Annotated in this window: 25 protein-coding genes and 1 tRNA gene; 11 read left to right on the top strand and 15 right to left on the bottom strand. The window is 66.4% G+C overall.

Annotated elements, in window-relative coordinates; translation table 11 throughout:
• Window positions 1-51: 51 nt before the first annotated feature.
• The 7 genes from L1787_RS24215 to L1787_RS24185 all read right to left on the bottom strand — a co-directional run bounded on the left by L1787_RS24215 (window position 52) and on the right by L1787_RS24185 (window position 4536).
• Window positions 52-906: a hypothetical protein gene (locus tag L1787_RS24215; RefSeq protein ID WP_235711671.1), complete on the bottom strand. Its 855-nt coding sequence runs from the start codon at window positions 904-906 to the stop codon at window positions 52-54.
• A 241-nt stretch (window positions 907-1147) separates the two neighbouring features.
• Entirely contained in the window at window positions 1148-1639 is a 492-nt protein-coding gene (locus L1787_RS24210; RefSeq protein ID WP_235711670.1) for a class I SAM-dependent methyltransferase, read from the bottom strand.
• A 31-nt stretch (window positions 1640-1670) separates the two neighbouring features.
• Window positions 1671-2189, bottom strand: coding sequence for a class I SAM-dependent methyltransferase (locus L1787_RS24205; RefSeq protein WP_235711669.1), 519 nt, complete (start codon window positions 2187-2189; stop codon window positions 1671-1673).
• Window positions 2190-2197: 8 nt separating this feature from the next.
• Window positions 2198-2578: a PH domain-containing protein gene (locus tag L1787_RS24200; RefSeq protein ID WP_235711668.1), complete on the bottom strand. Its 381-nt coding sequence runs from the start codon at window positions 2576-2578 to the stop codon at window positions 2198-2200.
• A 31-nt stretch (window positions 2579-2609) separates the two neighbouring features.
• Entirely contained in the window at window positions 2610-2984 is a 375-nt protein-coding gene (locus L1787_RS24195; protein WP_235711667.1) for a PH domain-containing protein, read from the bottom strand.
• 192 nt (window positions 2985-3176) lie between these two features.
• Window positions 3177-3440, bottom strand: coding sequence for an usg protein (locus L1787_RS24190; protein ID WP_235711666.1), 264 nt, complete (start codon window positions 3438-3440; stop codon window positions 3177-3179).
• A gap of 130 nt (window positions 3441-3570) precedes the next feature.
• Window positions 3571-4536, bottom strand: a complete 966-nt coding sequence (locus L1787_RS24185) for a YihY/virulence factor BrkB family protein (RefSeq protein ID WP_235711665.1) — start codon at window positions 4534-4536, stop codon at window positions 3571-3573.
• 166 nt (window positions 4537-4702) lie between these two features.
• Between L1787_RS24185 and L1787_RS24180 the strand changes: the two genes are divergently transcribed.
• Window positions 4703-5782 (top strand): hypothetical protein, encoded by a 1080-nt coding sequence (locus L1787_RS24180; protein WP_235711664.1) that lies wholly within the window; start codon window positions 4703-4705, stop codon window positions 5780-5782.
• A gap of 3 nt (window positions 5783-5785) precedes the next feature.
• Here L1787_RS24180 and L1787_RS24175 read toward each other — a convergent pair whose 3' ends face one another.
• Window positions 5786-6502 carry an LrgB family protein gene (locus tag L1787_RS24175; RefSeq protein WP_235711663.1) on the bottom strand — a complete coding sequence of 239 codons (717 nt, stop codon included), beginning with the start codon at window positions 6500-6502 and terminating at the stop codon, window positions 5786-5788.
• A gap of 3 nt (window positions 6503-6505) precedes the next feature.
• Window positions 6506-6838: a CidA/LrgA family protein gene (locus L1787_RS24170; protein WP_235711662.1), complete on the bottom strand. Its 333-nt coding sequence runs from the start codon at window positions 6836-6838 to the stop codon at window positions 6506-6508.
• A 78-nt stretch (window positions 6839-6916) separates the two neighbouring features.
• Between L1787_RS24170 and L1787_RS24165 the strand changes: the two genes are divergently transcribed.
• Window positions 6917-8899: an acetyl-CoA carboxylase biotin carboxylase subunit gene (locus L1787_RS24165; RefSeq protein ID WP_235711661.1), complete on the top strand. Its 1983-nt coding sequence runs from the start codon at window positions 6917-6919 to the stop codon at window positions 8897-8899.
• On the top strand, window positions 8896-9171 hold the full coding sequence (locus L1787_RS24160) for an acylphosphatase (RefSeq protein WP_235711660.1): 276 nt from the start codon (window positions 8896-8898) through the stop codon (window positions 9169-9171). Before L1787_RS24165 ends, L1787_RS24160 begins: the two co-directional genes overlap by 4 nt.
• 80 nt (window positions 9172-9251) lie before the next feature.
• On the opposite strand, the gene lipB is transcribed toward L1787_RS24160, so the two are convergent.
• Window positions 9252-10007 carry a lipoyl(octanoyl) transferase LipB gene (lipB, locus tag L1787_RS24155; RefSeq protein WP_369415134.1) on the bottom strand — a complete coding sequence of 252 codons (756 nt, stop codon included), beginning with the start codon at window positions 10005-10007 and terminating at the stop codon, window positions 9252-9254.
• A gap of 60 nt (window positions 10008-10067) precedes the next feature.
• On the opposite strand from lipB, the gene L1787_RS24150 reads away from it, so the two are divergent.
• Window positions 10068-10152 (top strand) — tRNA-Leu (locus L1787_RS24150).
• A gap of 264 nt (window positions 10153-10416) precedes the next feature.
• Window positions 10417-11787, top strand: a complete 1371-nt coding sequence (gene mgtE, locus L1787_RS24145) for a magnesium transporter (RefSeq protein WP_235711658.1) — start codon at window positions 10417-10419, stop codon at window positions 11785-11787.
• A gap of 24 nt (window positions 11788-11811) precedes the next feature.
• On the opposite strand, the gene L1787_RS24140 is transcribed toward mgtE, so the two are convergent.
• A complete protein-coding gene (locus L1787_RS24140; protein WP_235711657.1) occupies window positions 11812-12195 on the bottom strand; it encodes a VOC family protein in 384 nt (127 codons plus the stop codon).
• 465 nt (window positions 12196-12660) lie between these two features.
• Between L1787_RS24140 and L1787_RS24135 the strand changes: the two genes are divergently transcribed.
• Both L1787_RS24135 and L1787_RS24130 read left to right on the top strand, forming a co-directional pair.
• Window positions 12661-13638, top strand: coding sequence for a LysR family transcriptional regulator (locus L1787_RS24135; protein WP_235711656.1), 978 nt, complete (start codon window positions 12661-12663; stop codon window positions 13636-13638).
• The gene (locus tag L1787_RS24130; protein ID WP_235711655.1) at window positions 13617-14576 is read left to right on the top strand and encodes a glycosyltransferase family protein; all 960 of its coding nucleotides are present in this window, start codon (window positions 13617-13619) and stop codon (window positions 14574-14576) included. The genes L1787_RS24135 and L1787_RS24130 overlap by 22 nt, the downstream gene beginning before the upstream one ends.
• On the opposite strand, the gene L1787_RS24125 is transcribed toward L1787_RS24130, so the two are convergent.
• Entirely contained in the window at window positions 14554-15078 is a 525-nt protein-coding gene (locus L1787_RS24125) for an AAA family ATPase (RefSeq protein WP_235711654.1), read from the bottom strand. The genes L1787_RS24130 and L1787_RS24125 overlap by 23 nt on opposite strands.
• Window positions 15079-15085: 7 nt before the next feature.
• Window positions 15086-16255 carry an isovaleryl-CoA dehydrogenase gene (locus tag L1787_RS24120; protein ID WP_235711653.1) on the bottom strand — a complete coding sequence of 390 codons (1170 nt, stop codon included), beginning with the start codon at window positions 16253-16255 and terminating at the stop codon, window positions 15086-15088.
• A 330-nt stretch (window positions 16256-16585) separates the two neighbouring features.
• Between L1787_RS24120 and L1787_RS24115 the strand changes: the two genes are divergently transcribed.
• Together L1787_RS24115 and L1787_RS24110 are read left to right on the top strand one after the other, a co-directional pair.
• Complete coding sequence (locus L1787_RS24115; protein ID WP_235711652.1) at window positions 16586-17644, top strand: GSCFA domain-containing protein; 1059 nt, start codon at window positions 16586-16588, stop codon at window positions 17642-17644.
• Between the two features lie 185 nt (window positions 17645-17829).
• Window positions 17830-18612 (top strand): hypothetical protein, encoded by a 783-nt coding sequence (locus L1787_RS24110; protein WP_235711651.1) that lies wholly within the window; start codon window positions 17830-17832, stop codon window positions 18610-18612.
• A gap of 80 nt (window positions 18613-18692) precedes the next feature.
• Here the strand turns inward: L1787_RS24110 and gatB are convergent, their stop codons facing one another.
• Complete coding sequence (gene gatB / locus L1787_RS24105; protein WP_235711650.1) at window positions 18693-20180, bottom strand: Asp-tRNA(Asn)/Glu-tRNA(Gln) amidotransferase subunit GatB; 1488 nt, start codon at window positions 20178-20180, stop codon at window positions 18693-18695.
• Window positions 20181-20470: 290 nt separating this feature from the next.
• Between gatB and L1787_RS24100 the strand changes: the two genes are divergently transcribed.
• Complete coding sequence (locus L1787_RS24100) at window positions 20471-21037, top strand: hypothetical protein (protein ID WP_235711649.1); 567 nt, start codon at window positions 20471-20473, stop codon at window positions 21035-21037.
• Between the two features lie 118 nt (window positions 21038-21155).
• Here L1787_RS24100 and rpsD read toward each other — a convergent pair whose 3' ends face one another.
• A complete protein-coding gene (gene rpsD, locus L1787_RS24095; protein WP_235711648.1) occupies window positions 21156-21773 on the bottom strand; it encodes a 30S ribosomal protein S4 in 618 nt (205 codons plus the stop codon).
• A gap of 508 nt (window positions 21774-22281) precedes the next feature.
• Between rpsD and L1787_RS24090 the strand changes: the two genes are divergently transcribed.
• Entirely contained in the window at window positions 22282-23256 is a 975-nt protein-coding gene (locus tag L1787_RS24090) for an ABC transporter substrate-binding protein (protein WP_235711647.1), read from the top strand.
• Window positions 23257-23339 lie beyond the last annotated feature (83 nt).

Below are 23339 nucleotides of genomic sequence, written 5' to 3'. Positions count from 1 at the left end.
GATGAATGGAAGCGATACGCGCGCCCGTGTGAACGGAGCGCGCGCCGTAGCTCAGGGCAGCGGGGCGACGCGCGCCACTGTCGGCGCACGAACGGCGCGGACCGAGAGCTGCGTCGTTTCGCCCATCGGCACCTGGAGCGCCTCGCCGCTGCCGAGGGAGAAGACCTCCCCGTTGAGGCGGACGCGGTAAGGGCCATCGGCGCTCACCACCACCGTGCCGGTGCTCTGCGGCACGTTCACCCAGCCGTCGCCCGCGAGGACCTCGAGCCGCGACTGGCCGCCGCCGACGGTGCTGGCGATCCGTTCGCGGAGGCCGAAATTGGCCACTCCCGTCCGGTCGAGCCACCAAGCGACGCCCCCCACCACGACGATGAGGATCAGCGCGAAGATTGCCGTGCTCGTGAGGCTCTTCGCCTTGGATCGACGCGGCCGGGTGGTCAGCTCGCGCGACGAGGAGGTCTCTCGCCGTTCCGCCACCACCACGCGGCGACCGCGCGGCGGGGTCGCCGTTTCGCGGGCGGGGCCGGCCCGCTCCCGTCCCGGCGCGACGGCGAGATCGCCATTGCCCACCTCACCCTTGTTGTGGCGGCGACGGCCGCCGACACGCGGGCTCGGCGCGCCGAGCGTAGCCTCGTCGGCCGCGGTGCCCTCGTCGGTCTCGTGCGGCTCGTCCTCGGCCGCCTCAGCCTCGTCGGTCGCGTCGGCCTCGTCGGCCGGCGTTTCGTCCTGCGGGGCGCCGAAGGCGGGCTCTCGCCGGACCTCAGGCGTACGCGGCTCGGGCGCGCGGGGCTCCGGCGCGCGGGGCTCCAGCGTGCGGGGCTCGTCCTCCTGACGGGGGACGACGCGCAGCTCATCGTCGAGCGCGCTGCCGAGCTGGGCGGCGAGATCCTCGACCCGCGGCTCCACCGCCTCGCCCTCCGCCTTGCGCTCACGGGCGCGCGGGGCGGTTGGATCGATGGCAGCCGGCGAGTCCGGGGCGTGGGGCGCACCGGGGGTTCCCGTCGGGAAATCAATGCCGCAGACCGGGCAACGATATGCACCGGCCACAACCGGTTCGCCGCAGTCTCGGCAACGGAAGAAGGCACGTGAAGCCAATCGGGTCCCCTCTCAATGGACGCGCGGCGTTTGCCACGCGCGGGCCCCACCGTCAAACCGTAAGCTGAAGGATATGGTATCGGCCAGGATTAATTCCCGTGGGGAGTGGCAAAGCGACCTGTTTTGCAAACGGCAGCGGGAAGCTCGTGATAATGATCGCGTCCGGCCGTGCGATCGCCTCGATCGCCGGGGCGAGCCAGTGGGCGATCGCATTGTTGCCGACCGCATCGGCCGAACCGAGATCGTTGTGCACCAGCGCCGCGCGCGCCTTGAGGCGCGGCAGCGACACCGGAAGCGTCTCGCGGATCTCGCCGATGACCATGTGCTCGGCGTCCGGCAGATATCCGACGGCCGCCTGCACGAAATTGTCGAACGCGAAGACCTCACGCGCCGGAAAGCGTGTGCGCAGATGATCATAGGTGCGCCCGGCGCCGAGCCCAAGGTCGACGATCGGCCCGTCGAGCGTCTCGATCCGCTCGGCCGCCGCATCGAGGAGCAGGCGCTGCGCCTTCATGCGGCGAATGAAGCTGTCGAGACGGCTCACCTGGCGTGCTCCGCCGGACAAGCGGGCGTCGTCATTTGGGCTTGTGGTAGAGCCAGTAACGGCCGAGCTCGGCCGCTTCCGACCGTGGGATCTCCTCGAACCCGTCCATATCGAGCGCGATCCCGGTCGCGACATAACCGCCGGGCGCGACATGCTCCTTGATCAGCGGGGCGAGCCAGGCGGCCTTCGCAAGGTCCGCCGTCGGATCGCCGGTGCCGAGATCGCAATGGATGAGCGCCGCCTTGCACCCGACCCGCGGCGCGCAGAACGCCAACGTATCGCGGATTTCGCCGATGATCATGTGATCGCCGTCCGGGATCGAGGCGGGATGCGCCGTCACCGACCGGTCGAACACGAAGATCTCCCGGCCCGGAAGGATCTCGCGCAGATGGTCGAAGGTTCGCCCATTGCCGAGCCCCAGCTCGAAGATCGGTCCCTCAACGCCGTCGATCATGCCCGCGACCATTTCGATGAAGGCTTTTTGCGCTTCCATACGGGCGATGAAGATGTCGAGCCGGCTGGCGCGTCGGCCCATCTCGTTGGCGTTCATGGCGTGGGTCAGGTCCTCAGTGCGCTGCGGAGCCGTTCTGGATCCGGCATTCCTTTTTGCATGAGCTCCGGTTTGTCACCAGCCGTAAAGATCTTGAGAATGCCGCAATTGAAAATGCGGTCGACGAACGTCTGATCGATCTGAACGGTGCGGATCGATTCCAGCTCGATCTCGAGCCGCTCCTTGTTGAACACGCCGCGCGATAGGAGCACGCGCTCGTCGCCGACGGTGAGCAGCGTGCACCGCGTCTTGATGTACCAGACGATGAGCCACACGATTCCGATGCCGACGGGGATCAGCAGGCAAGCGAGCAGAAACCGCCCCGGCTCGTCGGCGAACATGCGGGGATGTTCCTGGTAGCGGGGCTTGATCGAAGGGACGTCGGTCATGAAATTCTGGCCTCTTTGAACGAGCGAGCGATCACTCGGCTCGTGCGGAGCGCAAGGCGGCACGCAGGCGGTCGGGATCCGGCAGACCACCCTGGACGAGGTCCGGGTCGTCGCCGGCGGTGTAGATTTTCAAAATGCCGCAATTGAAGATTCGATCAACGAACGTCTGATCGACGCGAACCGTTCGGATCGACGGCATCTGCACCTCGATGCTCTCTTTGCTGAAGATGCCGCGGCGCAAGGTGACGCGCTCCTCGTCGACCGTCACCAAGGTCGACCGGTTGGTGATGTACCAGGCGATGAGCCAGACGATGCCGATGCCGACGGGAACGAGCAGGCACGCGAGGATGAAGCGCCCCGGCTCGTCGGCGAACATGGTCGGGTGCTCTCGATACAGCGGATTCATGGATGGCCTTTCGCTGAAGACAGACAGACGCGCCGGCCCGCGTCCACACCTCGGCAGACATCGGCCCGGCTCGGATAACGTAAGGTCCGACAAGGCGCCAGTCTCGCGCGCAACATGGACGCAGCCCGGTGGCGGTCCGCCCGCGAGAGCCGGACGGACCGTCCCGGCGCGGCGCCGATGGCTCGGCGCGTCCTAGTGGAAGTGCTCGTATCGCACGGTCCGATAGTAACCGGGAGAGATGAGCCGGCGACAGGAGACGTTGACCGAATGCAACGGCCCTTCGATCTCGCGGTTCCAGAAGTCGAGGAATGATTCGAGGACGGGGAAGTCCGGCGCTTGATCATAGTCCTGCCAGACATAGGACTGAAGGATCGCCGGATGATCCGGCAGGCGATAGAAGATCTCCGCCGTGGTGAGGCTGAATCCGGCGAGCTGACGTTCGAGCGCAGTGACCATACCCAATCTCCACAAAGCAATCCTGTGAAGTGTGCCACTCAATATGCAAGAGACAAGCCAAAATCGGATATCGCCCCACCGTTTCCTTCAGATGTTGTAGCAGCCACTCAAGACGAGTGCTAACATTACCTTATTGTTCGGGCAGATAATCTGCCTTGATCGCGTCGCGCATCCCCATCGGCTTGTACGGCCCCGACGTCGTGTCGATCGCGACCTGGTGCTCGATCTCCGCATTGAGCTCCGCACCCGCAAGCATCACGAACAGCGAAATATAGAGCCACATCATGAAGCCGATGACGGCACCCAACGTTCCGTATGTGGCATCATAATTGGCGAAATTTGAGAGGTAGAACGAGAATCCGGCCGACACGCCGACCCACAGCACCGCCGTCAACAGCGTTCCCCACGAGATCCAACGCCAGCGGGGCGGCTGGCGCGAGGCACCGAACTTGAAGAGGAGGCCGATGCCGCCGAACACGGCAAACAACAGGATCGGCCATCTGAGGATCGAGACCCAAAGCTCGGTCTGAACACTGAGGCCCAGCCGGCCCATGAAGGCCGGCGCGGCGACGACCACGATGAGGAGGATGCCCGCGCCGACGATCGCCGCCAACGTGAACGCGAACGACTTCAAGGTCAGCTCGATGAAGCCGCGTTTTTCCCGCTCGTCGTAGACGATATTGAGCGCGGCGAAGAGCGCTTTCACGCCGGCATTGGCGCTCCAGAGCGCCACCAGAAGACCGAGAATGAAGCCGAATCCCAACGTCCCGTTGGAGCGTGAGGCAAGACGCGTCAACTCCCCGCCGATGAGCTCCACCCCGTCGGACGGCACGAAGCCGGCGAGAAGGTTGAGGTGCTGCTGCACCGTCGACACGTCCGAAACAAGGCCATAGAGGGCGACGAAGGCGGCGAGCGCCGGAAAAATCGCGAGGAGGAGGAAGAACGTCACCCCGCCGGCGATCAGCGAGAGATTGTCCTCCGAGATCGCCTTGATGGTGCGCTTGATGATCTCCTTCCAGCCCTGCAAAGGAATGTGGAACACATTCTCCGCGTAGCGGCCATGTTCATCATCGTCCAAGCTGACGTCGCGGGCCATAGTCATCCTCCTCCACCACGCATCAAAGCGATCGTCGCGGTGAACGTTCCAAAACGATGCGATGCATCGTTGATGAACCGGACCGAACCCGACGCGAGGCATGAACTCGCGCCGATGGAGTGATATGTCCAGTGATCGACCACACCGATCGGGAGGGCGCTCCGCGATGACTGACGATGCCGGCTTCGAGAGCCCCGCCCGCACGAGCGAGCGGGATGCGCGCTCCTACCTCGTCGACCGCCACGAAACGGGCGATCTCGCCGCCGCCTTTCCGACCGATCTCGCCCCGTTCTTCGCCGAGGTCGCGGAGCTGAAGCGGGTCGGATCGGATCTGTGGGAAGGCCGGAGCCTTGCCGATGCGCGCTTCCGCCGGGCCTGGGCGGCGCTCGTCGCCGGGGCCTCGCCCCAACGCGTCGCCTTCACGGAGCTCGCGGTCGCGGGCGCACATGTCTCCTTCGGCAATGTCGACGGGACGACGCTGACCGAGGCCGGCGTCTCCGCCGAGGATCGGCGGGTGATCTATCACCGCGCCGCCGAGCGCGCGCTCGGCCCCCTGGAGCCGCCCTTCGACGATGCGATCGAAAGCCTCGCGGACGGCTTCACCGCCCCCGTCCCGGTGCCCGAATTCGTCACCCGCCTGTCGAGCCAACAGCGTGTCGGACCGCCGAAGCCGGTGAAACGCCCGCCCCCGCCGCCCCGCGCCTTCGACCCCGAGGTCGACGGCCTCTTCGACGACCATGTCGGCGAAGCGCCGGCCTTCGACGCGATGGAGGATCTCGCCGATCCCTTCGAGGCCGAGGAGCGGCAGAGCGAGCATTCCTGGACCACCGCCGTCATCGCCGGGATCATCCAGCGCTGGCGCAATGAGCCGATCTGGCCCGCGGTCCTTCTCGGCCTCGTCCATCATGCCGAGCACGCCTTCCTGCCCGAAGAGGGGCCGGAGAACGTGCACGAATATGGCGAGGCGGAGCGCAACGCCTCGCTGGAACGCGCGCTCGCAGAGTGCCCGCCGGAGCTTGCCGCGACCTGCCGCACCCTCCTCGCCGAGCGGCAGGACACCACGACGACGCTCGGCAGCGCCTTCAATGCGGCCAATGTCGTCGACCGCATCCTCCAGCAGCGCCACTATGCGAACGTCGCCGGCCTCTCCCTCTCCGACGCGGTGGACGGGCACGATGTCGTCCGGCCGGGTCCGCTGGAGGCGTTCCACCTCCACGTCCTCGAAACCCTCCGCCTCGCCTTCTGAGCCTCAGAACAGGCCGAGGAGGAGCGGCACGAGAAGCGCGGTGAAGGCGCCGTTGAGCGCCATGCCGATGCCGGCAAAGGCGCCCGCGAGCGGATCCACCTGAAAGGCGCGCGCCGTGCCGATCCCGTGCGCGGCGACGCCGGCGGCGAAGCCTCGGGCCGCCATGTCGCGCATCTTGAGCGCGTTCATCAGCGGCGTCACGGTCATCGCCCCGCACACCCCCGTCATTATGACGAGGATCGCGGTCAGCGCGGGGATCCCGCCGAGCGAGGCGGAGATGCCCATCGCGATCGGCGTCGTCACCGATTTCGGCGCGAGCGAGACGAGGACGTCGCGCGGCAGGCCGAACGCCCAGCCGAGCGCCAGCGCCGAGCCGACCGCCGTCAGCGCCGCAGCGACGAGCGCCGCCGCAATCGGCCGCGCCGCGCGCTTCACCGTTCCCCAGTTCTCCACAAGCGGGATGGCGAGCGCCACCGTCGCCGGTCCGAGCATGAAGTGCACGAACTGGGCGCCCTCGAAATAGACCGGAAAGGGCGTGCCGGTGAGCGTGAGGACGGCGATCACGATGATTGCGGCGAGCACCACCGGGTTGAAGAGCGGGTGCCGGCCGACCGACAGCGCGATCCGGTCGGCGATCGCATAGGCCGTCACCGTCGCCGTCAGCCAGGTGAGCGGACGTTCCGACAGATAGACCCACAAGAGCGAGACATCGTCCCCCATCGCTCAGCGCCCGACCCAGCGGAAAACCAGCGCCGCCGCGGCCATCGCGAGCATCGTGGAGCCGAGAACCGTCACGAAGAGCGGCAAGCCGTAGGCGACGAACATGTCGCGATATTCGATCACGCCGACCGCCGCCGGGACGAACAGGAGCGACAGGTTGCGCAAGATGACGTGCGCCGTCGAGGACAGCTCCGCCCCGACCCGCCCCCGGGCGAGGAGGATGACGGCAAGCGCGCCGCCGCCCAGAACCGGCCCCGGAATCGGCAAGCCGAACAGATTGACGACGACCTCCCCCATCAATTGCAGTCCCAACAGGACCACGAGTGCATTGATCACGACCGTTCCTCTTTCGGTTGGACTTCGACGCGGACGCTCCCCTAAAAGCATAGGCTAGAGTTCGACGAAGGGCGGGATATGTTCGAGAAGATCCTGGTGGCGAACCGTGGCGAGATCGCATGCCGCGTCATCAAGACGTGCCGCCGGCTGAACATCGCCACCGTCGCCGTCTATTCCGATGCGGACCGCCATGCGCCGCATGTCGAAATGGCGGACGAAGCGGTGCGCATCGGCCCGCCGCCCGCCGCACAATCCTATCTCGATATCGACGCCATCATCGAGGCCTGCCGCAAGACCGGCGCCGAGGCGGTCCATCCGGGTTACGGCTTCCTGTCGGAGCGCGCAGCCTTCCCGCAGGCGCTCGCCGCGGCCGGGATCGTGTTCATCGGCCCCAATCCGGGCGCGATCGAAGCGATGGGCGACAAGATCGAATCGAAGCGCCGCGCCGAGGCGGCCGGCGTTTCGACCGTTCCGGGCGGCGCCGGTGCGATCGAAACGGCCGAGGAAGCGGCGAAGATCGCGTCGGAGATCGGCTTTCCGGTCATGATCAAGGCCTCGGCCGGCGGTGGCGGCAAGGGCATGCGCATCGCCCACTCCGCCGCCGAAGTGCAGGAGGGCTTCGACCGCGCCCGCTCCGAGGCCGCCTCGTCCTTCGGTGACGAGCGCGTCTTCGTGGAGAAATTCATCGTCGACCCGCGCCACATCGAGATCCAGGTGCTCGGCGACAAGCACGGCAACGTCATCCACCTTCTCGAACGCGAATGCTCGATCCAGCGACGCAATCAGAAGGTCATCGAGGAGGCCCCCTCCCCGCTGCTCGACGAGGCGACGCGGGAGGCGATGGGCGCGCAGGCCGTCGCGCTCGCCAAGGCGGTGAACTACGATTCGGCCGGCACGGTGGAGTTCGTCGCCGACCAGGACGCGAATTTCTATTTCCTCGAAATGAACACCCGCCTTCAGGTGGAGCACCCGGTGACGGAGCTCATCACCGGGCTCGATCTCGTCGAGGAGATGATTCGCGTTGCGGCGGGGGAGACGCTGCGCCACCGGCAGAGCGACATCGTGGCGAACGGCTGGGCGATCGAGAGCCGCCTCTATGCCGAGGACCCGGACCGCAATTTCCTTCCCTCGATCGGCCGCTTGCGGCGCCTCGCAATGCCCGAGGCGCACAGCGGCCACACCACGACGCGCGTCGATACCGGCGTCGTGGAGGGCTCCGAGATCTCGCGCTTCTACGATCCGATGATCGCCAAGGTGATCACCCACGGGCCGAACAGGAACGCGGCGATCGACGCGATGAGCGACGCGCTCGACCGCGTCTCGATCGAGGGCATCCGCCACAATGGGGTCTTCCTGTCGGCGCTGATGGCGCACCCGCGCTGGCGCTCCGGCCACCTGTCGACGGGCTTCATCGCCGAGGAGTTTCCCGAGCAGGCGACCCGTCCGCTGGACGATGACGGGCGCATCGTGATGGCCGCGGTCGCCTTCGCCGAGGAGGCGCGTGACGCCGTCCGCCGCGCCGGTTTCGGTCAGCATCCGACGCCGATGCCCGGCGCCCTCTCCGCGATCTTCGAGGACGACACGCGGGTCGACGGGACCGTGACGAAGAACGGCAAAGGCTGGGTGATCGCGATCGGCGACGGGTCGATCGAGGTGGCCTCCGACGGCGGCGGCGGGCGCGGCGTGTGGTCCGGCCATGTCGGCGGGCGGGCGGTCTCGCTCAGTTTCCATCGCGCCTCGCATGCGACGAGCCTCACCTGGCGCGGGATGCGTGCCAAGCTGAAGGTGCGCCGCCCGCGCATCGCCGACCTCACCGCCTATATGCCAGAGGTCGCCCTCGCCGACGGCGGCAAGAAGGTGCTCTGCCCGATGCCGGGCCTCGTCGTCTCGCTCAACGTGAAGGCCGGGGACAAGGTCGATGACGGGCAAGCGCTCGCCGTCATCGAGGCGATGAAGATGGAGAACGTCATCCGTGCCGATCGCGCCGGGACGGTCAAGGCCGTTCACGTCGCCGAAGGGGCGAGCCTTGCGGTCGACACGGTGATGCTCGAATTCGAATGAACGCGACCCGCTTCATCATATCGGGGCGCGTGCAGGGCGTCGGCTACCGCGAATGGTGCCGGCGCGAGGCCGAATCGCTCGGCCTCTCAGGGACGGTTCGCAACCTGCCCGACGGCACGGTGGAGGCGGTCTTCATCGGCGACAGCGCGGCGGTGGACGCCATGCTCACCCGCTGCCGCAAAGGCCCGCCCGCCGCCGAAGTCGTCTCGATCGGCCTCGACCCGGTCGACATGAAGGCGGTCGACGGCTTTGTGATCCTGCCGAGCGGCTAGGGCTAGACCGCTGGCGCCATGCGGCGCCTCTCTCGTCGTTCCCGTCGCAAGCGCGGCGCGCCGTGTGGCCGCAAAGCGCGTCAGGCCGCGCTCTCGCGGGCGATCGACGCCTGTGGCGGCACGGCGCGCCGCGTCGGCCCGAAGCGTGCGCGGAACGCCTCCTCGAGCGCGGCGTCGACCTCCTCCATCGACACGATGCGGCCGAGATCGACGAGGCTCGTCACGCCGTGCGCGCGAACGCCGCAGGGAACGATCCCTGTGAAATGCTCAAGGTCCGGCTCGACATTGAGCGAGACGCCGTGAAGCGTCGCCCAGCGCCGCACGCGGACGCCGATCGCGGCAATCTTGTCCTCGCCCGAGCCGTCCGGCCGACGCACCCAGACGCCGACGCGCCCCTCGCGCCGCTCGCCGTCGACCCCGAAGGCCTTCAGCGTGTCGATCAACCAGCCTTCGAGATTGTGGACATAGCAGCGCACGTCGCGCCCGCGCCCGCGCAGATCCATCATCGCATAAGCCACCCGCTGGCCGGGGCCGTGATAGGTGTATTGCCCGCCCCGGCCGGTCTTGATCACCGGAAAGCGGTCGGGGGCGACGAGATCCTCGGGGTTGGCGCTGGTGCCGGCCGTATAGAGCGGCGGATGCTCCAAAAGCCAGACGAGCTCGCTGGCGCTCCCCTCGGCGATCGCGGCCGCGCGCGCCTCCATTTCGGCCACAGCCTGTTGATAATCCACGAGCGTTTCGGAAATCGCCCAATCCACCGGTTGCATCGCAGCGTCCTTTTCGCCGGGAGCGCGCAGTTTTCGCGCTCTTTTCCCTGGCCTTGTCGAAAACCTCATGTAGACGGCCAAAAGGACGCTTGAAAGGTCGGAAGGTCGATGCTACTTCCCCGGCTCACCGCGGTCGTGGCGGAATTGGTAGACGCGCAGCGTTGAGGTCGCTGTGGGGCAACCCGTGGAAGTTCGAGTCTTCTCGACCGCACCATCCCTCCTCAAAGGTCTCTGACCGGAGGGAATGGAACTGAAAAAGCCCTCGGCGTGCTTTGCACCCGAGGGCTTTTTCATGCCCGCCTCCCGGGCGTGACGGGGATGCCGCATTCGGCTGCAATCGCTCATCGCGCGGGGACTCGTCGCACGCGAAGCCTTCACGCGATCCTGCGCGGCGGCGGCGGGCGTGCTATCCACCTCACCGAGATCGGACGACGCGAAGCGGGCGGTGCGCCTTCTTCAGCCAAACCAGGGAAACGGAATGGCTGACATCTCGACGGAAGACGAAGCGACCGTCACGGAAGACCTTATCGAAGACGTCGTCGCGCTCGTGAAGGAGGGCGACCGCGAACGCCTCGTCGTGCTCCTCGAGCCGCTGCACGAGAGCGACGTCGCCGAGCTTCTGTCCCGGCTCGATCCGGAAAACCGGGTCGAACTCGTCCGCCTTCTCGGCGACGCGTTCGACTTCACTGCGCTCACCGAGCTCGAAGAGCCGGTCCGCCTGCAGATCCTGTCGGAGCTCGAACCGAAGGCCGTCGCCGACGGTCTCGCCGATCTCGATTCGGATGACGCGGTCTACATCCTCGAGGATCTCGACGACGCGCAGTCCGAGGCGATCCTCGCCCAGCTCCCCTTCGCGATGCGCCATCGGCTCAAGCGCTCGCTCGACTTTCCGGAGGAGAGCGCCGGCCGTCGGATGCAGACCGACTTCGTCGCGATGCCGCCCTTCTGGACCGTCGGCCAGGTGATCGACACGCTGCGCGAAGAGGAAGACCTCCCGGACGAGTTTACCGAAATCTATGTGGTCGATGCCGCCTTCCGCCTTCTCGGCACGGTGGCGCTCGACCGGCTCCTCCGCACCCGCCGTCCGGTGAAGATCACCGAGATCATGGACGAGGAGCCCATCACGATCCGGGCCGACGAGGACCAGGAGGAGGCCGCCCGCCTCTTCCAACGCTACGACCTCCTGTCGGCCGCTGTGGTCGATGACGGCGACAGGCTCGTCGGCATCCTCACGATTGACGATATCGTCGACGTCATCGAGGCGGAGGCGGACGAGGATATCCGCGCCCTCGCTGGTGCCGGTGACGCGGAACTGTCCGACACGCCGCTTTATGTCGCGCGCACGCGCATCCCGTGGCTGATGATCAACATGGTCACCGCCTTCCTCGCCTCGGGGGTGATCGCCCTCTTCGACGACACGATCGCCGCGATGGTCGCGCTCGCGATCCTGATGCCGGTGGTCACCGCGCTCGGCGGCAATGCCGGCATTCAGGCGATGACGGTGACGGTCCGAGCGATCTCGCAGCGCCAGATCACCAAGCGCAACGTCCTGCGGGTGATCGGCCGCGAGATTCTGGTCGCGCTGATCAATGGCGGCACGGTCGCGGCTTCGGTGGGGCTCGTCGCCGGGATCTGGTTCGGGAGCCCCGAACTCGGCTGCCTGATCGCCGCGGCGATCGTTTTCAACATCTTCTGCGCCGGCTTTTTCGGCGCGACGATGCCGATGCTGCTCAACCGGCTCGGAGTCGATCCCGCCGTCGCCTCGTCGGTGTTCCTGACGACGCTGACGGACGTGATCGGCTTCTTCGTCTTCCTGGGTCTTGCCCAGTGGTGGTTCGCGTTCCCCTGAACCGGGACGGGTGCCGCGCCGCGATCAGGTCGCCGCGGCCGGCTTTTCCGGCTCGAGGAGCCCATAGCCGCCGCCACCCGGCTCGCTGACGATCGCGATGCGGCCGACATTCGGGACCGCGAAGGGCTCGCGAATGACGTGGCCGCCGGTCTCCGACACGGTGGCGACCGCAGCGTCCATGTCATCGACGGCGATGTATGTGAGCCAGTGGGGCGGCACCTCGTGCGGGATCGCGGCGACGTCCATGATGCCCGCCGTCGGCCGTCCCGAACGGGAGGCGATCCAGTAGGTGCCCCCGTCCATTGGAGCGGCTTCGTAGGTCCACCCCACGAGGGCCGCATAGTGCGCTTTCGCCGCCTCGACATCGCGCGTGGCGAGTTCCGACCAACAGACCGTGCCTTGCTCCATGGGGTCCTCCCGGCGAGCCTCAACGGCCCCGATCATACACCGGCGCGAAACGGCCGGGTAGCCGATGGCGCCCGACCCGGCCGGCCCGCCGCTGCATTGCATGCATGTGTTCCAGGCGATCGGCGGCCCCCGCCCGAAACACGGGCCCTCGCCGCGCAAAGGATCACGCGCGCCGAGGAAGATTGCACCAATAGAGACTCCGGCCACAGAGCGAGATTGCGCAAGTTTGCGAACCAAAGCATATTAGGAAGTACATACGAATGCGGATCGACACCACGCTTACAGAATGAGCGAATGGCGATGCACTCGAAACGATAAGTAAATTAGAATTATTTCATATGCGCCAGCAATGCAAACACTTGCTTCCACAAACAGATGAAAGGCATCGACCTTCAACACAGCCCTTGAATGTAAAAATTGTAATTTAACGAAATAATATTTTACAAAAGGGGAGTCACTCCTACGATGATGCGACTTTTGCGCTTCAGAGACCTTGAATACTTTATCGCGATCGCGGAACATGGGTCGTTTTCCCGCGCCGCCGAAGCGTGCGGCATCAGCCAGCCCACACTGTCGGCCCAAGTGCGACGCATGGAGGAATTGTTGGGACTGACGCTGATCGAGCGGCGCCACGGTTCCGTGACCGTGACGGCCGAAGGCGCCGAAGTCCTCGCCACCGCGCGCGAGATCATGGATTCCTTCTACCGCGTCCAGCGCACCACCCGTGGCGACGGCGTGCTCCTCGGCCGCCCGATCCGCTTCGGCGTCCTGCCGACCATCGCCCCCTATTTCGCCGCCCGCTTTCTGAACGGCCTCGCGCCGCTCAATGGCGGCGCCGACGTCACCTTCGTGGAAGACCGGAGCGACGCTCTCGAAGCCGGCGTCAACGCCGACGGGCTCGATTTTGCGATCACCGCGACGCTGCCGCGCGTCACCTCCCTCACCGCGATCCCCCTCGTCGACGAGCATCTGATGGTCGCGAGCGCGAGCGCGCTGCCCGCGAAAATCAGCATCGACGAGCTCGACCGGCCGATCCTCCTCATGCAGGAAGGCCATTGTTTTCGCGAGGTGGTCTCCGACGCGATCCGCCGCTCGAACGCCCGGTCCGGCTCGCAGGTGCCGACGCGGATCGGCCCGTCCTCCTTCGCGACCCTCATCAGCCTCGTGCGCGGCGGGCATGGTGACACGATCCTGCCCGAACCGTTCGTGCGCCGCAGCGGACCGATGCTCACCGACCTATCCGTCGCAACGCTCGAACCGCGCGATGAAGGCCGCCAGCTCCAGCTCGTCGTGCGGGCGGGGCGCGAGCGCTATCAGGATGTCGGGCAAATCATATCGGCCGCGCGCAAGGCACTCGACGGGCCCGGCGTCAGCCCCATTCCGACAGGACGCGAGGCCCCCGGACGGGCGGAAGCGACGGCATGGCGCGAAGAGCCTTCATAGTCGGCGCCTATATCCCGAACGGCGGAACGCTGATGGCCTACGATGTGGGCCGCATTCTGCATCACGATTTCGGTTATTCCCCCGTGGCCGTGGCGACGGGCGATCATGGGCCCGACAACGGCATTTTCCATTATCCCGACCCCTTCCCCTCGATCGGGATCGACGAGATGCTCGGGGTTGCCGAGGCGGACGATATTCTCTTGTGCAACCCGTCTTTCTCCAACAACGGGTTCGGGCTGCGCTTTCCAGGCCGCAAGATCATGTACGTGCAGGACTTCAAGACGTTCAGCCTGCTCGACCTCTATTTCGACCATTATGTCAGCGTGTCGACCGTGGTTCGCGACTTCCTGAAGCGCACCTACGGCCTCAAGACCGGGGTCATTCCCGCCTATGTCTCGCTGCCGGAGGCGCCGACACCGCCTTGGCGCGAGCGTGATCCCGACCGGATCCTCGTCCACGTGAAGGGCCGGGACAAGCTCTCCCAGACACTCGCCGAGGAGGTCCGCGCGATCATCACCGCGCGCCACCCGTCCGCGCGGCTCGAACCGCTCGGCACCGGCGAGAAGACCTCCCACGCCGCGCTCCTCGCCCGGATCGGCTCGGCGCGCACGCTGTTGAGCCTCGTTCCGGCGGAAGGCTTCGGCCTCACCCCGCTCGAGGCGATGGGTGCGGGCACCGCCGTGTGCGGTCTCGATGGCATCGCCGGGCGGGACTATATGCGGCCCGGCCGCAACGCGATGGTGACGCGCTATGGCCCCGTCGCGGATATCGCCGAGACCGCCCTCACCCTCCTCGCCTCCCCGGCCCGTGCCGAGACGATCGCCGCGGCGGGCCGGCGGACGGCGCAGCGTTATCTGAGGCCCGTCTTCGTGCAACGCTGGCGCAAGGCGCTCACCGCGATGGGCGTGCGCCCCGTCAACGGATCGCCGCCTCGATGAAATCGGCCCGCGCCGCGACATCCACCATCGGCAAGAGGCGCACCGCGTACCCGGCTTCGGGGTAGAGCGCGAGAAGGTGCTCATACTCCGCCCGCGCGGCCTCGAAGCCATGAAGCCGCTCCGCATCGGTGCGATAGATCGCCTTCCAAGGCGGCGTCATGAAGACGAGAGGGTCATACCGCACCCGGTCGAGCGCCCCCGTCAGCCCCTCGGGCAGCGGCAGACCGAGACGCAAGAACACCGCGACCGCGTCCACCACCGAGCGGTCGAAAAAGGTCACACCCTCGCCCGCCGCTTTATGGAGCGCCAGCGCGCGCAGGCCCGCAAGCTCGGCGAAACGGGGAAGGTCCACCGTCGGCAGCCCCGTCCCGCCGCGCGCCGTCTCCTCGCGCACCACGGCGCGGCCGGGCTCCTCCATCACGCCATAGCCGCGGCGCGAAAGCTCGGCGAGCAGGGTCGACTTGCCGCCCCCGGACGCGCCGGAAATCACGATCCGCCGCATCGAGCGCTCAGGCGCTCTTCTCGAACAACTCACGTCCGATCAGCATCCGCCGGATTTCGCTCGTTCCGGCCCCGATCTCGTAGAGCTTCGCGTCGCGCAGGAGGCGGCCGGTCGGATAGTCGTTGATATAGCCGTTGCCGCCGAGCGCCTGGATCGCGTCGAGCGCCACCGCCGTCGCCTTCTCGGCGGCATAAAGGATCGCGCCGGCCGCGTCCTCGCGCGTCGTGCGCCCGTCATCGCAGGCGCGCGCCACGGAATAGACGTAAGCCTTGCAGGCGTTCATCGTGACATACATGTCGGCGACCTTGCCCTGCATGAGCTGGAAGGAGCCGATCGGCTGGCCGAACTGCTTGCGCTCATGGACATAGGGCAGCACCACGTCGAGCGCGGCCTGCATGATGCCGAGCGGCCCCGCCGCAAGCACCACCCGCTCATAATCGAGACCCGACATCAACACGTTGACGCCCCGCCCCACCGTGCCGAGGACGTTCTCCTCCGGCACCTCGCAATCCTCGAAGATCAATTCGCAGGTGTCCGACCCCCGCATCCCGAGCTTGTCGAGCTTCTGCGCGGTGGAAAATCCCGGCATCCCCTTCTCGATCAGGAAGGCGGTGATGCCGCGCGGCCCCGCGTCCGGGTCCGTCTTCGCGTAGACGACGAGAGTTTCCGCCTCGGGCCCGTTGGTGATCCAGAATTTCGTTCCGTTGAGAACGTAGCGGTCGCCTTTCTTGTCGGCGCGCGTGCGCATCGAGACGACATCCGAGCCCGAGCCCGGCTCGCTCATCGCGAGCGCGCCGACATGCTCGCCGGAGATCAGCTTCGGCAGATAGCGCGCCTTCTGCGCCTCGTTGCCGTTGCGCGAGATCTGGTTGATGCAAAGGTTGGAGTGCGCGCCATAAGACAGCCCCACCGAGGCGGACGCGCGCGAGACCTCCTCCATCGCCACGCAATGGGCGAGATAGCCGAGCCCCGCGCCGCCATGTTCCTCCGGCACGGTGATCCCGTGAAGGCCGAGCGCCCCCATCTCGGGCCAGAGATGGCGGGGAAAGCGGTTTTCGCGATCGGTCTCCTCGGCGATCGGGGCGATGCGGTCGGCCGAGAAGGCGCGCACCTGGTCGCGCAACATGTCGAGATCCTCGCCGAGGCCGAAATCGAACCCACCGATATCGTTGCGCATCCGCCCTTCCTCCTCGCCGCTCAATGCCGGGCGCGTCGCGGCGCCGGCTTCGTTTCTGCCGAACTATAGACGCCGGGGCGCGTCGCTCCATGCTAAGCTGTGGCTCACCCGCCCCATGGGGTGTAGGCTTCACCGCAACCGGCCGACGCGTCAAATTCGACACGATCGAGCGACGTTGCGAAGTCCGCGCGCCACCATGGAACGAGAGACGGAACCAGCGTTGCCCCTCACGGGGTTTTTGTCGCGTATGGTCCTCGTATATCGGATAATGTTGCGTCGTCGCGGCGCGAGTCGCATTCGATCATCCTGAGACACAGCAGGGATGAAGCCTTGAAGAACCCCTATCAGAGCCTGCCCGAGCGGGCATTTTGGCGTCCATCCGTCTCCGAGGTGGAGCCCACTGCGATCAGCGACGTCTATCGGCCGAAATTCCCGGTCGACAAGTCGATGCGCGTCGTGACGCAAGGATCCTGCTTTTCGCAGCATATCGGGCGCCAGTTCGTGACCCGCGGCTATCAATGGTTCGAGGCCGAAACGCCCTTCACCCATTTCCCCGCGCAATTGAGCCGCGCCTACAATTATGGCGTCTTCTCGTTCCGCACGGGCAACATCTATACGCCCCGCCTCCTTCTCCAATGGCTGCGCTGGGCCTGCGGGCGCGACGAGGCGCCGGACGAAGCGTGGACGAATCGCGAGGGGAGCGTCGACCCGTTCCGCCCCGCGATCGAGCCGGACGGCTTCGCGAGCGATGAGGAGATGCTCGCCTCGCGCAACGGCATGATCGCCCGCATGCGCGAATCGCTGCCGTCGATCGATCTCTTCATTTTCACCTTCGGCCTCACCGAGGCCTGGGAGAACAAGGAAAGCGGCGTCGTCTATCCGATGTGTCCCGGCACCGCCGGCGGCACCTTCGATCCGGACAAGCACGTTTTCCGCAACTACACCTTCCTCGAATGTCACCGGGACATGACCGAGGCGGTCGAGATCCTGCGCAGCTTCAACCCGGCGATGAAGATCCTCTTCACCGTCTCCCCAGTCCCGCTGACCGCGACCGCGACGGGCGAGCACGTCCTCACCGCGAACACGCGCTCGAAGTCGCTCCTGCGGACCCTCGCCGCGACGCTCAGCGAAGAGCACGACTTCGTGGATTATTTTCCGAGCTTCGAGTTCATCATTCAACCGCCCTTCAAGGCGATGTTCTATGATGGGAACCTGCGCACGGTGACGAAGGAAGGGGTCGCGTTCGTGATGTCCCATTTCTTCAAGGCGCACGGCGCCGCGGACGAAACGGACGGAGACGACGCGCCGCGCCGCCGCACCGTCACCGAGGCCGAGAACGACGATCTCGTGTGTGAAGAAGTCATGTTGGAAGGTGCCGCCGCTCGATGAGTTCCGAACGAGGCCGTGGCGGAAAGGCGCGCAATTGGCTGCGCCTTTTCTCCCGCAAGTCGCCCCCCACAGCGCCAGCCAAAGGCAAGCGCGACGCGACGCCGGATGCCAAAGAAGCCCGTGCCGCCCGTGAAGCCCGGCGGGCCCAGGCAAACGCCAAGAAGGCGTCCCGCCCGGCAAAGACAATGCTTGCGACCCCGGCCGCCGATGGACGGCACCGGATCTGCGTCATCGGGTCGAGCCACATGGTGGCCTACAAGCTCGCCGCCGACGAGACGACGATCGATCCGCGCCTCTTCGTGCACTTCCAGGGCCTTGCGGGCCGCGAGTTCGCGGCGATCGAGGCCGACGCGGACGGCATTTTCGTCGACTACGAGAAGCTGCTTCTCAGCCCGCGACACCTGCGTCCGATGTGGGATCCGCTGACGGATGCGATCGCCTATGATGCCTTCGACAGCTTCGTCGTGGTCGGCACGCTGCGCACCTCGCACATCCTCAAAGCGTTCTACGAATGGCGGACGACGGGGCATTTCTCCCGCGCCTATATCGAGGCGGGCGTCGAGATGCTGATCAAGCGCGATCCCGGCGTGAACCTCGGCCAGGCGATCCATCAGGCGAGCGGCAAGCCCGTCGTGACGCTCGCCGCGCCGCTCACCGCCATCGCGGTGGATGTCGGCGACCAAGCGGCGATGGACGAGGCCTATCGGGAGACGAAAGCCGCGATCGAGAAGGGCTTCCACGCCCGCGGCCTCACGACGGTCTTTCAGCCGGACGAGACGGTGCTCGACGCCTCTTCGACGAAGGAGATCTACGCCCGCGCCTCACAGACGCTCGCCGGCGTCGAGCACGAGGACGAAGAGCGGGCGCACATGAACGCCGCCTTCGGCAAACTCGTCCTGCCCGATATTCTCGCCGCCGCGGGCGCTCAACAGGCCGAAACCGGCGCGCCGCGCCTCACCTCGGCCTGAACGGAGCCGCGGCCTGATCCTCGGCCGCGCTCGTCTCGGTCGGCATCGCAGCGCAAACGCCCCGCGATGCCGCCAGCCCGTCAGGCGTCCTCGATGCCGAGCTTGGCGCGAACGATCTGCTGCACCGCCTGCGGGTTCGCCTTGCCGCCGGTCGCCTTCATCACCTGACCGACGAACCAGCCCGCGAGGTTCGGCTTCGCCTTCGCCTGCTCGGCCTTGTCGGGGTTCGCCGCGATGACCTCTTCGACCGCCGCTTCGATCGCGCCGGTGTCGGTCACCTGCTTCATGCCGCGCGCTTCAACGACCGCCGCCGGGTCGCCGCCTTCGGACCAGACGATCTCGAACACGTCCTTGGCGATCTTGCCGGAGATGACCTTCTCGGCGAGGAGGTCGAGGATACCGCCGAGCTGATCGGCCGAGATCGGGCTCTCGGTGATGTCGAGCCCTTCCTTGTTGAGGCGGCCGAACAGCTCGTTGATCACCCAGTTGGCCGCCGCCTTCGCGTCGCGCCCCTCGGCGACCTTCTCGAAATAATCGGCCGCGTCGGCATCGACCACCAGGACGCTCGCGTCATAGGGCGACAGGCCGAGGCTCTCGACATAGCGCGCGCGCTTCTCGTCCGGGAGCTCCGGCAGGGTCTCTCGGATGCGGTCGACGAGCGCCTGCTCGACGACGAGGGGCAGAAGGTCGGGATCGGGGAAATAGCGGTAATCGTGCGCCTCCTCCTTGGAGCGCATCGAGCGCGTCTCGCCTTTGCCGGCGTCGAACAGGCGGGTTTCCTGCACGATCGAGCCGCCGTCTTCGAGGATGCCGATCTGGCGCCGCGCCTCGTATTCGATCGCCTGACCGGCGAAGCGGATCGAGTTGACGTTCTTGATCTCGCATCGCGTGCCGAGCGGCTCGCCGGGGCGGCGGACCGAAACGTTGATGTCGGCGCGCAGATTGCCCTTGTCCATGTCGGCATCCGACGTGCCGAGATAGCGCAGGATCGTGCGCATCTTGGTGAGATAGGCGCGCGCCTCGTCCGACGAGCGCAGGTCCGGCTTCGACACGATCTCCATCAGCGCGACGCCGGAGCGGTTGAGGTCGACATAGCTCTTCGTCGCATGCTGGTCGTGCAGCGACTTGCCGGCGTCCTGCTCCAGATGGAGCCGCTCGATGCCGACGACGATGCGCTCCCCGTCGAGCATGTCGACGATCACCTCGCCCTCGCCCACGATCGGATGCGCGAACTGGGAGATCTGATAGCCCTGCGGCAGATCGGGATAGAAGTAGTTCTTGCGATCGAACCGCGAGGTGAGGTTGATCTGCGCCTTGAGGCCGAGCCCGGTGCGGATCGCCTGCTCGACGCACGCCTCGTTGATGACGGGCAGCATACCGGGCATCGCCGCGTCGACGAGGCTCACATGATCGTTCGGTTCACCACCGAACGCGGTGGAGGCGCCGGAAAACAGCTTGGCGTTCGATTGGACCTGAGCGTGGATCTCCATGCCGATCACGACTTCCCAATCGTCCACCGCGCCCTTTATGAGCTTGGCGGGCTTAGGCTCGCGCACATGTTCGTTCATCGCTCGGCTCCTACTCATCGCCAGATCAACTAGTGCCAAGGGCGGGTCCGCCGCAACAGGAAGCGTGCCCCTTGTGCGAAATCAAGCGCCGCGGGTGCGCGCGGCCGGCACGCAGCCCCATTCATCGCGACAATTCCATCCAGCCTTTATGCATACGCCTGCGGCCCCAGGCGCGACAATCGCGCGCCGCGATCGGCGAAACATGCCCCCAAACGGCGGTCGACTTTGGCCGCGAATGCGATACGTGTGATGAGAACGCGATCCTTTGCGTTTCACACAGGAACAAGAGAATGCTTCATAAAGGTCTCTTCGGCGCGATGGCCCTGGCCGGCACGCTTATCGTCACCAGCGCTTCGGCGGCGACGTATGAATACGACACCGTCTTCGCCGATTCCGAAACGATTTCGATCGACGCACAGGTGGCGGGCACCTATCCGGCTCGCTCCGAGGTGCTCGTGAAGATGCCGAACAACAACCAGTATGCCGTTCCCGTCGGGGAGGGCGCGGACCTGTCGATCTGGCGCGAGAACGAGCTCGTGACCGTGTCGATCACGCAGGGCCTCATCATCGAGGTGACGGACACCGAGGCCGCCGACCCCGGCTATACCTACGTGCTCGTGGACGACACGTCCGACTTCGACGGCATTCCCGACAACGTGCTCGTGCGTCAGCTCACGGTGACGACGACGATCAAGTCCGTCGACATGGAAACCGGCTACGTGACCTTCCTCGCCCCCTCGGGCGACGAGCGTCGCGGCCTCTATGCCGATCCCGACACGCTGCGGGCGCTCGACGTCGAAAAGGGCTCGCTCTTCGAGCTCACCTATTTCGACGCGATCGACATCGAACAGCGCTGACCTGATGGCGCCGGCTTCGGCCGGCGCTTTCCCGTCACAAGACAAAAAAAGAGCGGCGCGCCCGGTGGGGCCGCCGCTCTTTTTCGGTCCGCCCGGCCGAGCCGGGCGGGATCACAAATCAGCGCGAATAGAACTCGATGACGAGGTTCGGTTCCATCGTCGCCGCATACGGCACGTCGCCGAGGGACGGCATCCGCACAAACGTCGCGGTCATCTTCGAGTGGTCGACGTCGAGATAATCCGGAACGTCGCGCTCGGCGAGGCCGATCGCCTCGAGAACGGAGAGGAGATTCTTCGACTTCTCGCGGATCTCGATCACGTCGCCCGGCTTGCAGCGGTAGCTCGGCACGTTCACGCGCTTGCCGTTCACCTTCATGTGGCCGTGGCTCACGAACTGGCGGGCGGCGAACACGGTCGGCACGAACTTCGCGCGATAGATGATCGCGTCGAGGCGGCTCTCGAGGAGGCCGATCAGGTTCTCCGAGGTGTCGCCGCGGCGGCGGGTCGCCTCGTCATAGATCCCGCGGAACTGCTTCTCGGAGATCGAGCCATAATAGCCCTTCAGCTTCTGCTTGGCGCGGAGCTGCAGGCCGAAATCGCTCATCTTGCCCTTGCGGCGCTGGCCGTGCTGGCCGGGGCCGTATTCGCGCTTGTTGATCGGGCTCTTCGGACGACCCCAGATGTTTTCGCCCATCCGGCGGTCGATTTTGTACTTCTGGCTATGGCGCTTCGTCATCTCACGTCTTTCAATGTGCGCCGGGCGGATCCCGGACGCGGGTGATGCCGGCGGACCGGCTGAAGACGCCCCTCCTCTGTGCCCTCGCCACACGCGATCGCATGGCTGAACACTGACAGGACCGCGGCGGCAAGCGACCACCGTGTCCACGGGTGCGTAATCCTGCTGTTGGGCAGAACCGGTCACATAGCGAGGCGCGGCGCCCGCGTCAATCGCCGGCCTGCCTCCGCCGCCCGCCACTTTGCGCCGACACTTGTCGCCGTGACGCATCGCCCCCGAGGAAAAGCCGTCTTGCGGCGCCCGATCGCACCATGACGCGTTGCCGAGCCGGGCCGTCACACGCTAATCGCCGAATTCAACGACGAGACGGCGCGCCCGACGCGCCGCGACCGGACGGGAACCAGGAGGGCACGCGCGGGCGACCGGGCTGGCTCTTTCAGTGGGCTGTTATGTGACTGTCACAAAGGCGCGTCAGAGAGAGCCGACCGCCGCTTCAAGGGAGTTATCCATGCGTCTCCTCATCATCGCCGCCGCCGCGACGCTGGTCGCGGGATCCGCGGCCGCCGAGCCGTCGGGCAAATTGATGCTCTACACCTCGCAGCCGAACGCCGATGCGCAGGCGACGATCGACGCCTTCGAGGCCGCCTATCCGAACGTCGAGGTCGCGTTCTTCCGCGACGGCACCACCAAGGTGATGGCCAAGCTCGAAAGCGAGTTCGCCGCCGACAGCCCGCAGCCGGACGTCCTCCTCATCGCCGACACGGTGACGATGGAAGGCCTCGTCGCCGAGGACCGCCTGCTCGCCTACCCGGAGGCCGATACCGCCGCCTACGAGGCCGGTCTGATGGACCCCGAAGGCCACTATTTCTCCACCAAGCTCATCACCACCGGCATCGTCTACAACACCGAAGCCGGGATGGCCCCGACCTCCTACAAGGATCTCCTGAAGCCCGAAGCGAAGGACAAGATCGCGATCCCCTCCCCGCTGACCTCCGGCGCGGCGACGATCACGATGGCGACGCTCACCGGCGATCCGAACCTCGGCTGGGATTTCTATGAAGGCCTCGCCGACCAGGGCACGCTCGCCCAAGGCGGCAATGGCGGCGTCTATAAGGCCGTCGCCGGCGGCGAAAAGCTCTACGGCTTCCTCGTCGACTATCTCGCGATCCGCAGCCGCGAAGAGGGCGCGCCGGTCGACTTCGTCTTCCCGGTCGAGGGTGTCTCCTACGTCACCGAGCCGGTCGCGATCCTGAAGACCGCCGCCAATCCCGAGGCCGCCAAAGCCTTCGTCGACTTCCTCCTCTCCGAAGACGGCCAAGCCCTCGCCGCCCGCCAAGGCTACCTGCCGGCCCATCCCGACGTCGCCGCCCCCGACGGCTTCCCGCCGCGCAGCGAAATCAAGCTGATGCAGTTCGATCCGAAGAAGGCGCTCGCCGACGATCAGGAGATGAAGCTCCAGTTCACCGAGCTCTTCGGCGGCTAACATTCGCACGCTCGCCCGACCGGGCGGCGAACGGCTCGTCCTCGCCGCCCTCCTCCTCTTCGCTGTCGGCCTCTTCGCGCTGC

The organism is Acuticoccus kalidii (genome assembly GCF_021556395.1).
Classification (GTDB): Bacteria; Pseudomonadota; Alphaproteobacteria; order Rhizobiales; family Amorphaceae; genus Acuticoccus; species Acuticoccus kalidii.
Note: the sequence above shows the minus strand (reverse complement) of the source record. Positions and strands in the feature narration are given on the sequence as shown.

What these genes read in the sequence shown, in the direction of transcription:
- L1787_RS24160 (WP_235711660.1), top strand. Translation starts at nt 8,896, where the DNA reads ATGAACGCGACCCGCTTCATCATATCGGGGCGCGTGCAGGGCGTCGGC.
- L1787_RS24190 (WP_235711666.1), bottom strand. Translation starts at nt 3,440, where the DNA reads ATGGTCACTGCGCTCGAACGTCAGCTCGCCGGATTCAGCCTCACCACG.
- lipB (WP_369415134.1), bottom strand. Translation starts at nt 10,007, where the DNA reads ATGAGGTTTTCGACAAGGCCAGGGAAAAGAGCGCGAAAACTGCGCGCT.
- L1787_RS24130 (WP_235711655.1), top strand. Translation starts at nt 13,617, where the DNA reads ATGGCGCGAAGAGCCTTCATAGTCGGCGCCTATATCCCGAACGGCGGA.
- L1787_RS24100 (WP_235711649.1), top strand. Translation starts at nt 20,471, where the DNA reads ATGCTTCATAAAGGTCTCTTCGGCGCGATGGCCCTGGCCGGCACGCTT.
- L1787_RS24165 (WP_235711661.1), top strand. Translation starts at nt 6,917, where the DNA reads ATGTTCGAGAAGATCCTGGTGGCGAACCGTGGCGAGATCGCATGCCGC.
- L1787_RS24140 (WP_235711657.1), bottom strand. Translation starts at nt 12,195, where the DNA reads ATGGAGCAAGGCACGGTCTGTTGGTCGGAACTCGCCACGCGCGATGTC.
- L1787_RS24200 (WP_235711668.1), bottom strand. Translation starts at nt 2,578, where the DNA reads ATGACCGACGTCCCTTCGATCAAGCCCCGCTACCAGGAACATCCCCGC.
- L1787_RS24175 (WP_235711663.1), bottom strand. Translation starts at nt 6,502, where the DNA reads ATGGGGGACGATGTCTCGCTCTTGTGGGTCTATCTGTCGGAACGTCCG.
- L1787_RS24180 (WP_235711664.1), top strand. Translation starts at nt 4,703, where the DNA reads ATGACTGACGATGCCGGCTTCGAGAGCCCCGCCCGCACGAGCGAGCGG.
- rpsD (WP_235711648.1), bottom strand. Translation starts at nt 21,773, where the DNA reads ATGACGAAGCGCCATAGCCAGAAGTACAAAATCGACCGCCGGATGGGC.
- L1787_RS24090 (WP_235711647.1), top strand. Translation starts at nt 22,282, where the DNA reads ATGCGTCTCCTCATCATCGCCGCCGCCGCGACGCTGGTCGCGGGATCC.
- L1787_RS24135 (WP_235711656.1), top strand. Translation starts at nt 12,661, where the DNA reads ATGATGCGACTTTTGCGCTTCAGAGACCTTGAATACTTTATCGCGATC.
- L1787_RS24125 (WP_235711654.1), bottom strand. Translation starts at nt 15,078, where the DNA reads ATGCGGCGGATCGTGATTTCCGGCGCGTCCGGGGGCGGCAAGTCGACC.
- L1787_RS24205 (WP_235711669.1), bottom strand. Translation starts at nt 2,189, where the DNA reads ATGAACGCCAACGAGATGGGCCGACGCGCCAGCCGGCTCGACATCTTC.
- L1787_RS24185 (WP_235711665.1), bottom strand. Translation starts at nt 4,536, where the DNA reads ATGGCCCGCGACGTCAGCTTGGACGATGATGAACATGGCCGCTACGCG.
- gatB (WP_235711650.1), bottom strand. Translation starts at nt 20,180, where the DNA reads ATGAACGAACATGTGCGCGAGCCTAAGCCCGCCAAGCTCATAAAGGGC.
- L1787_RS24120 (WP_235711653.1), bottom strand. Translation starts at nt 16,255, where the DNA reads ATGCGCAACGATATCGGTGGGTTCGATTTCGGCCTCGGCGAGGATCTC.
- L1787_RS24110 (WP_235711651.1), top strand. Translation starts at nt 17,830, where the DNA reads ATGCTTGCGACCCCGGCCGCCGATGGACGGCACCGGATCTGCGTCATC.
- mgtE (WP_235711658.1), top strand. Translation starts at nt 10,417, where the DNA reads ATGGCTGACATCTCGACGGAAGACGAAGCGACCGTCACGGAAGACCTT.
- L1787_RS24195 (WP_235711667.1), bottom strand. Translation starts at nt 2,984, where the DNA reads ATGAATCCGCTGTATCGAGAGCACCCGACCATGTTCGCCGACGAGCCG.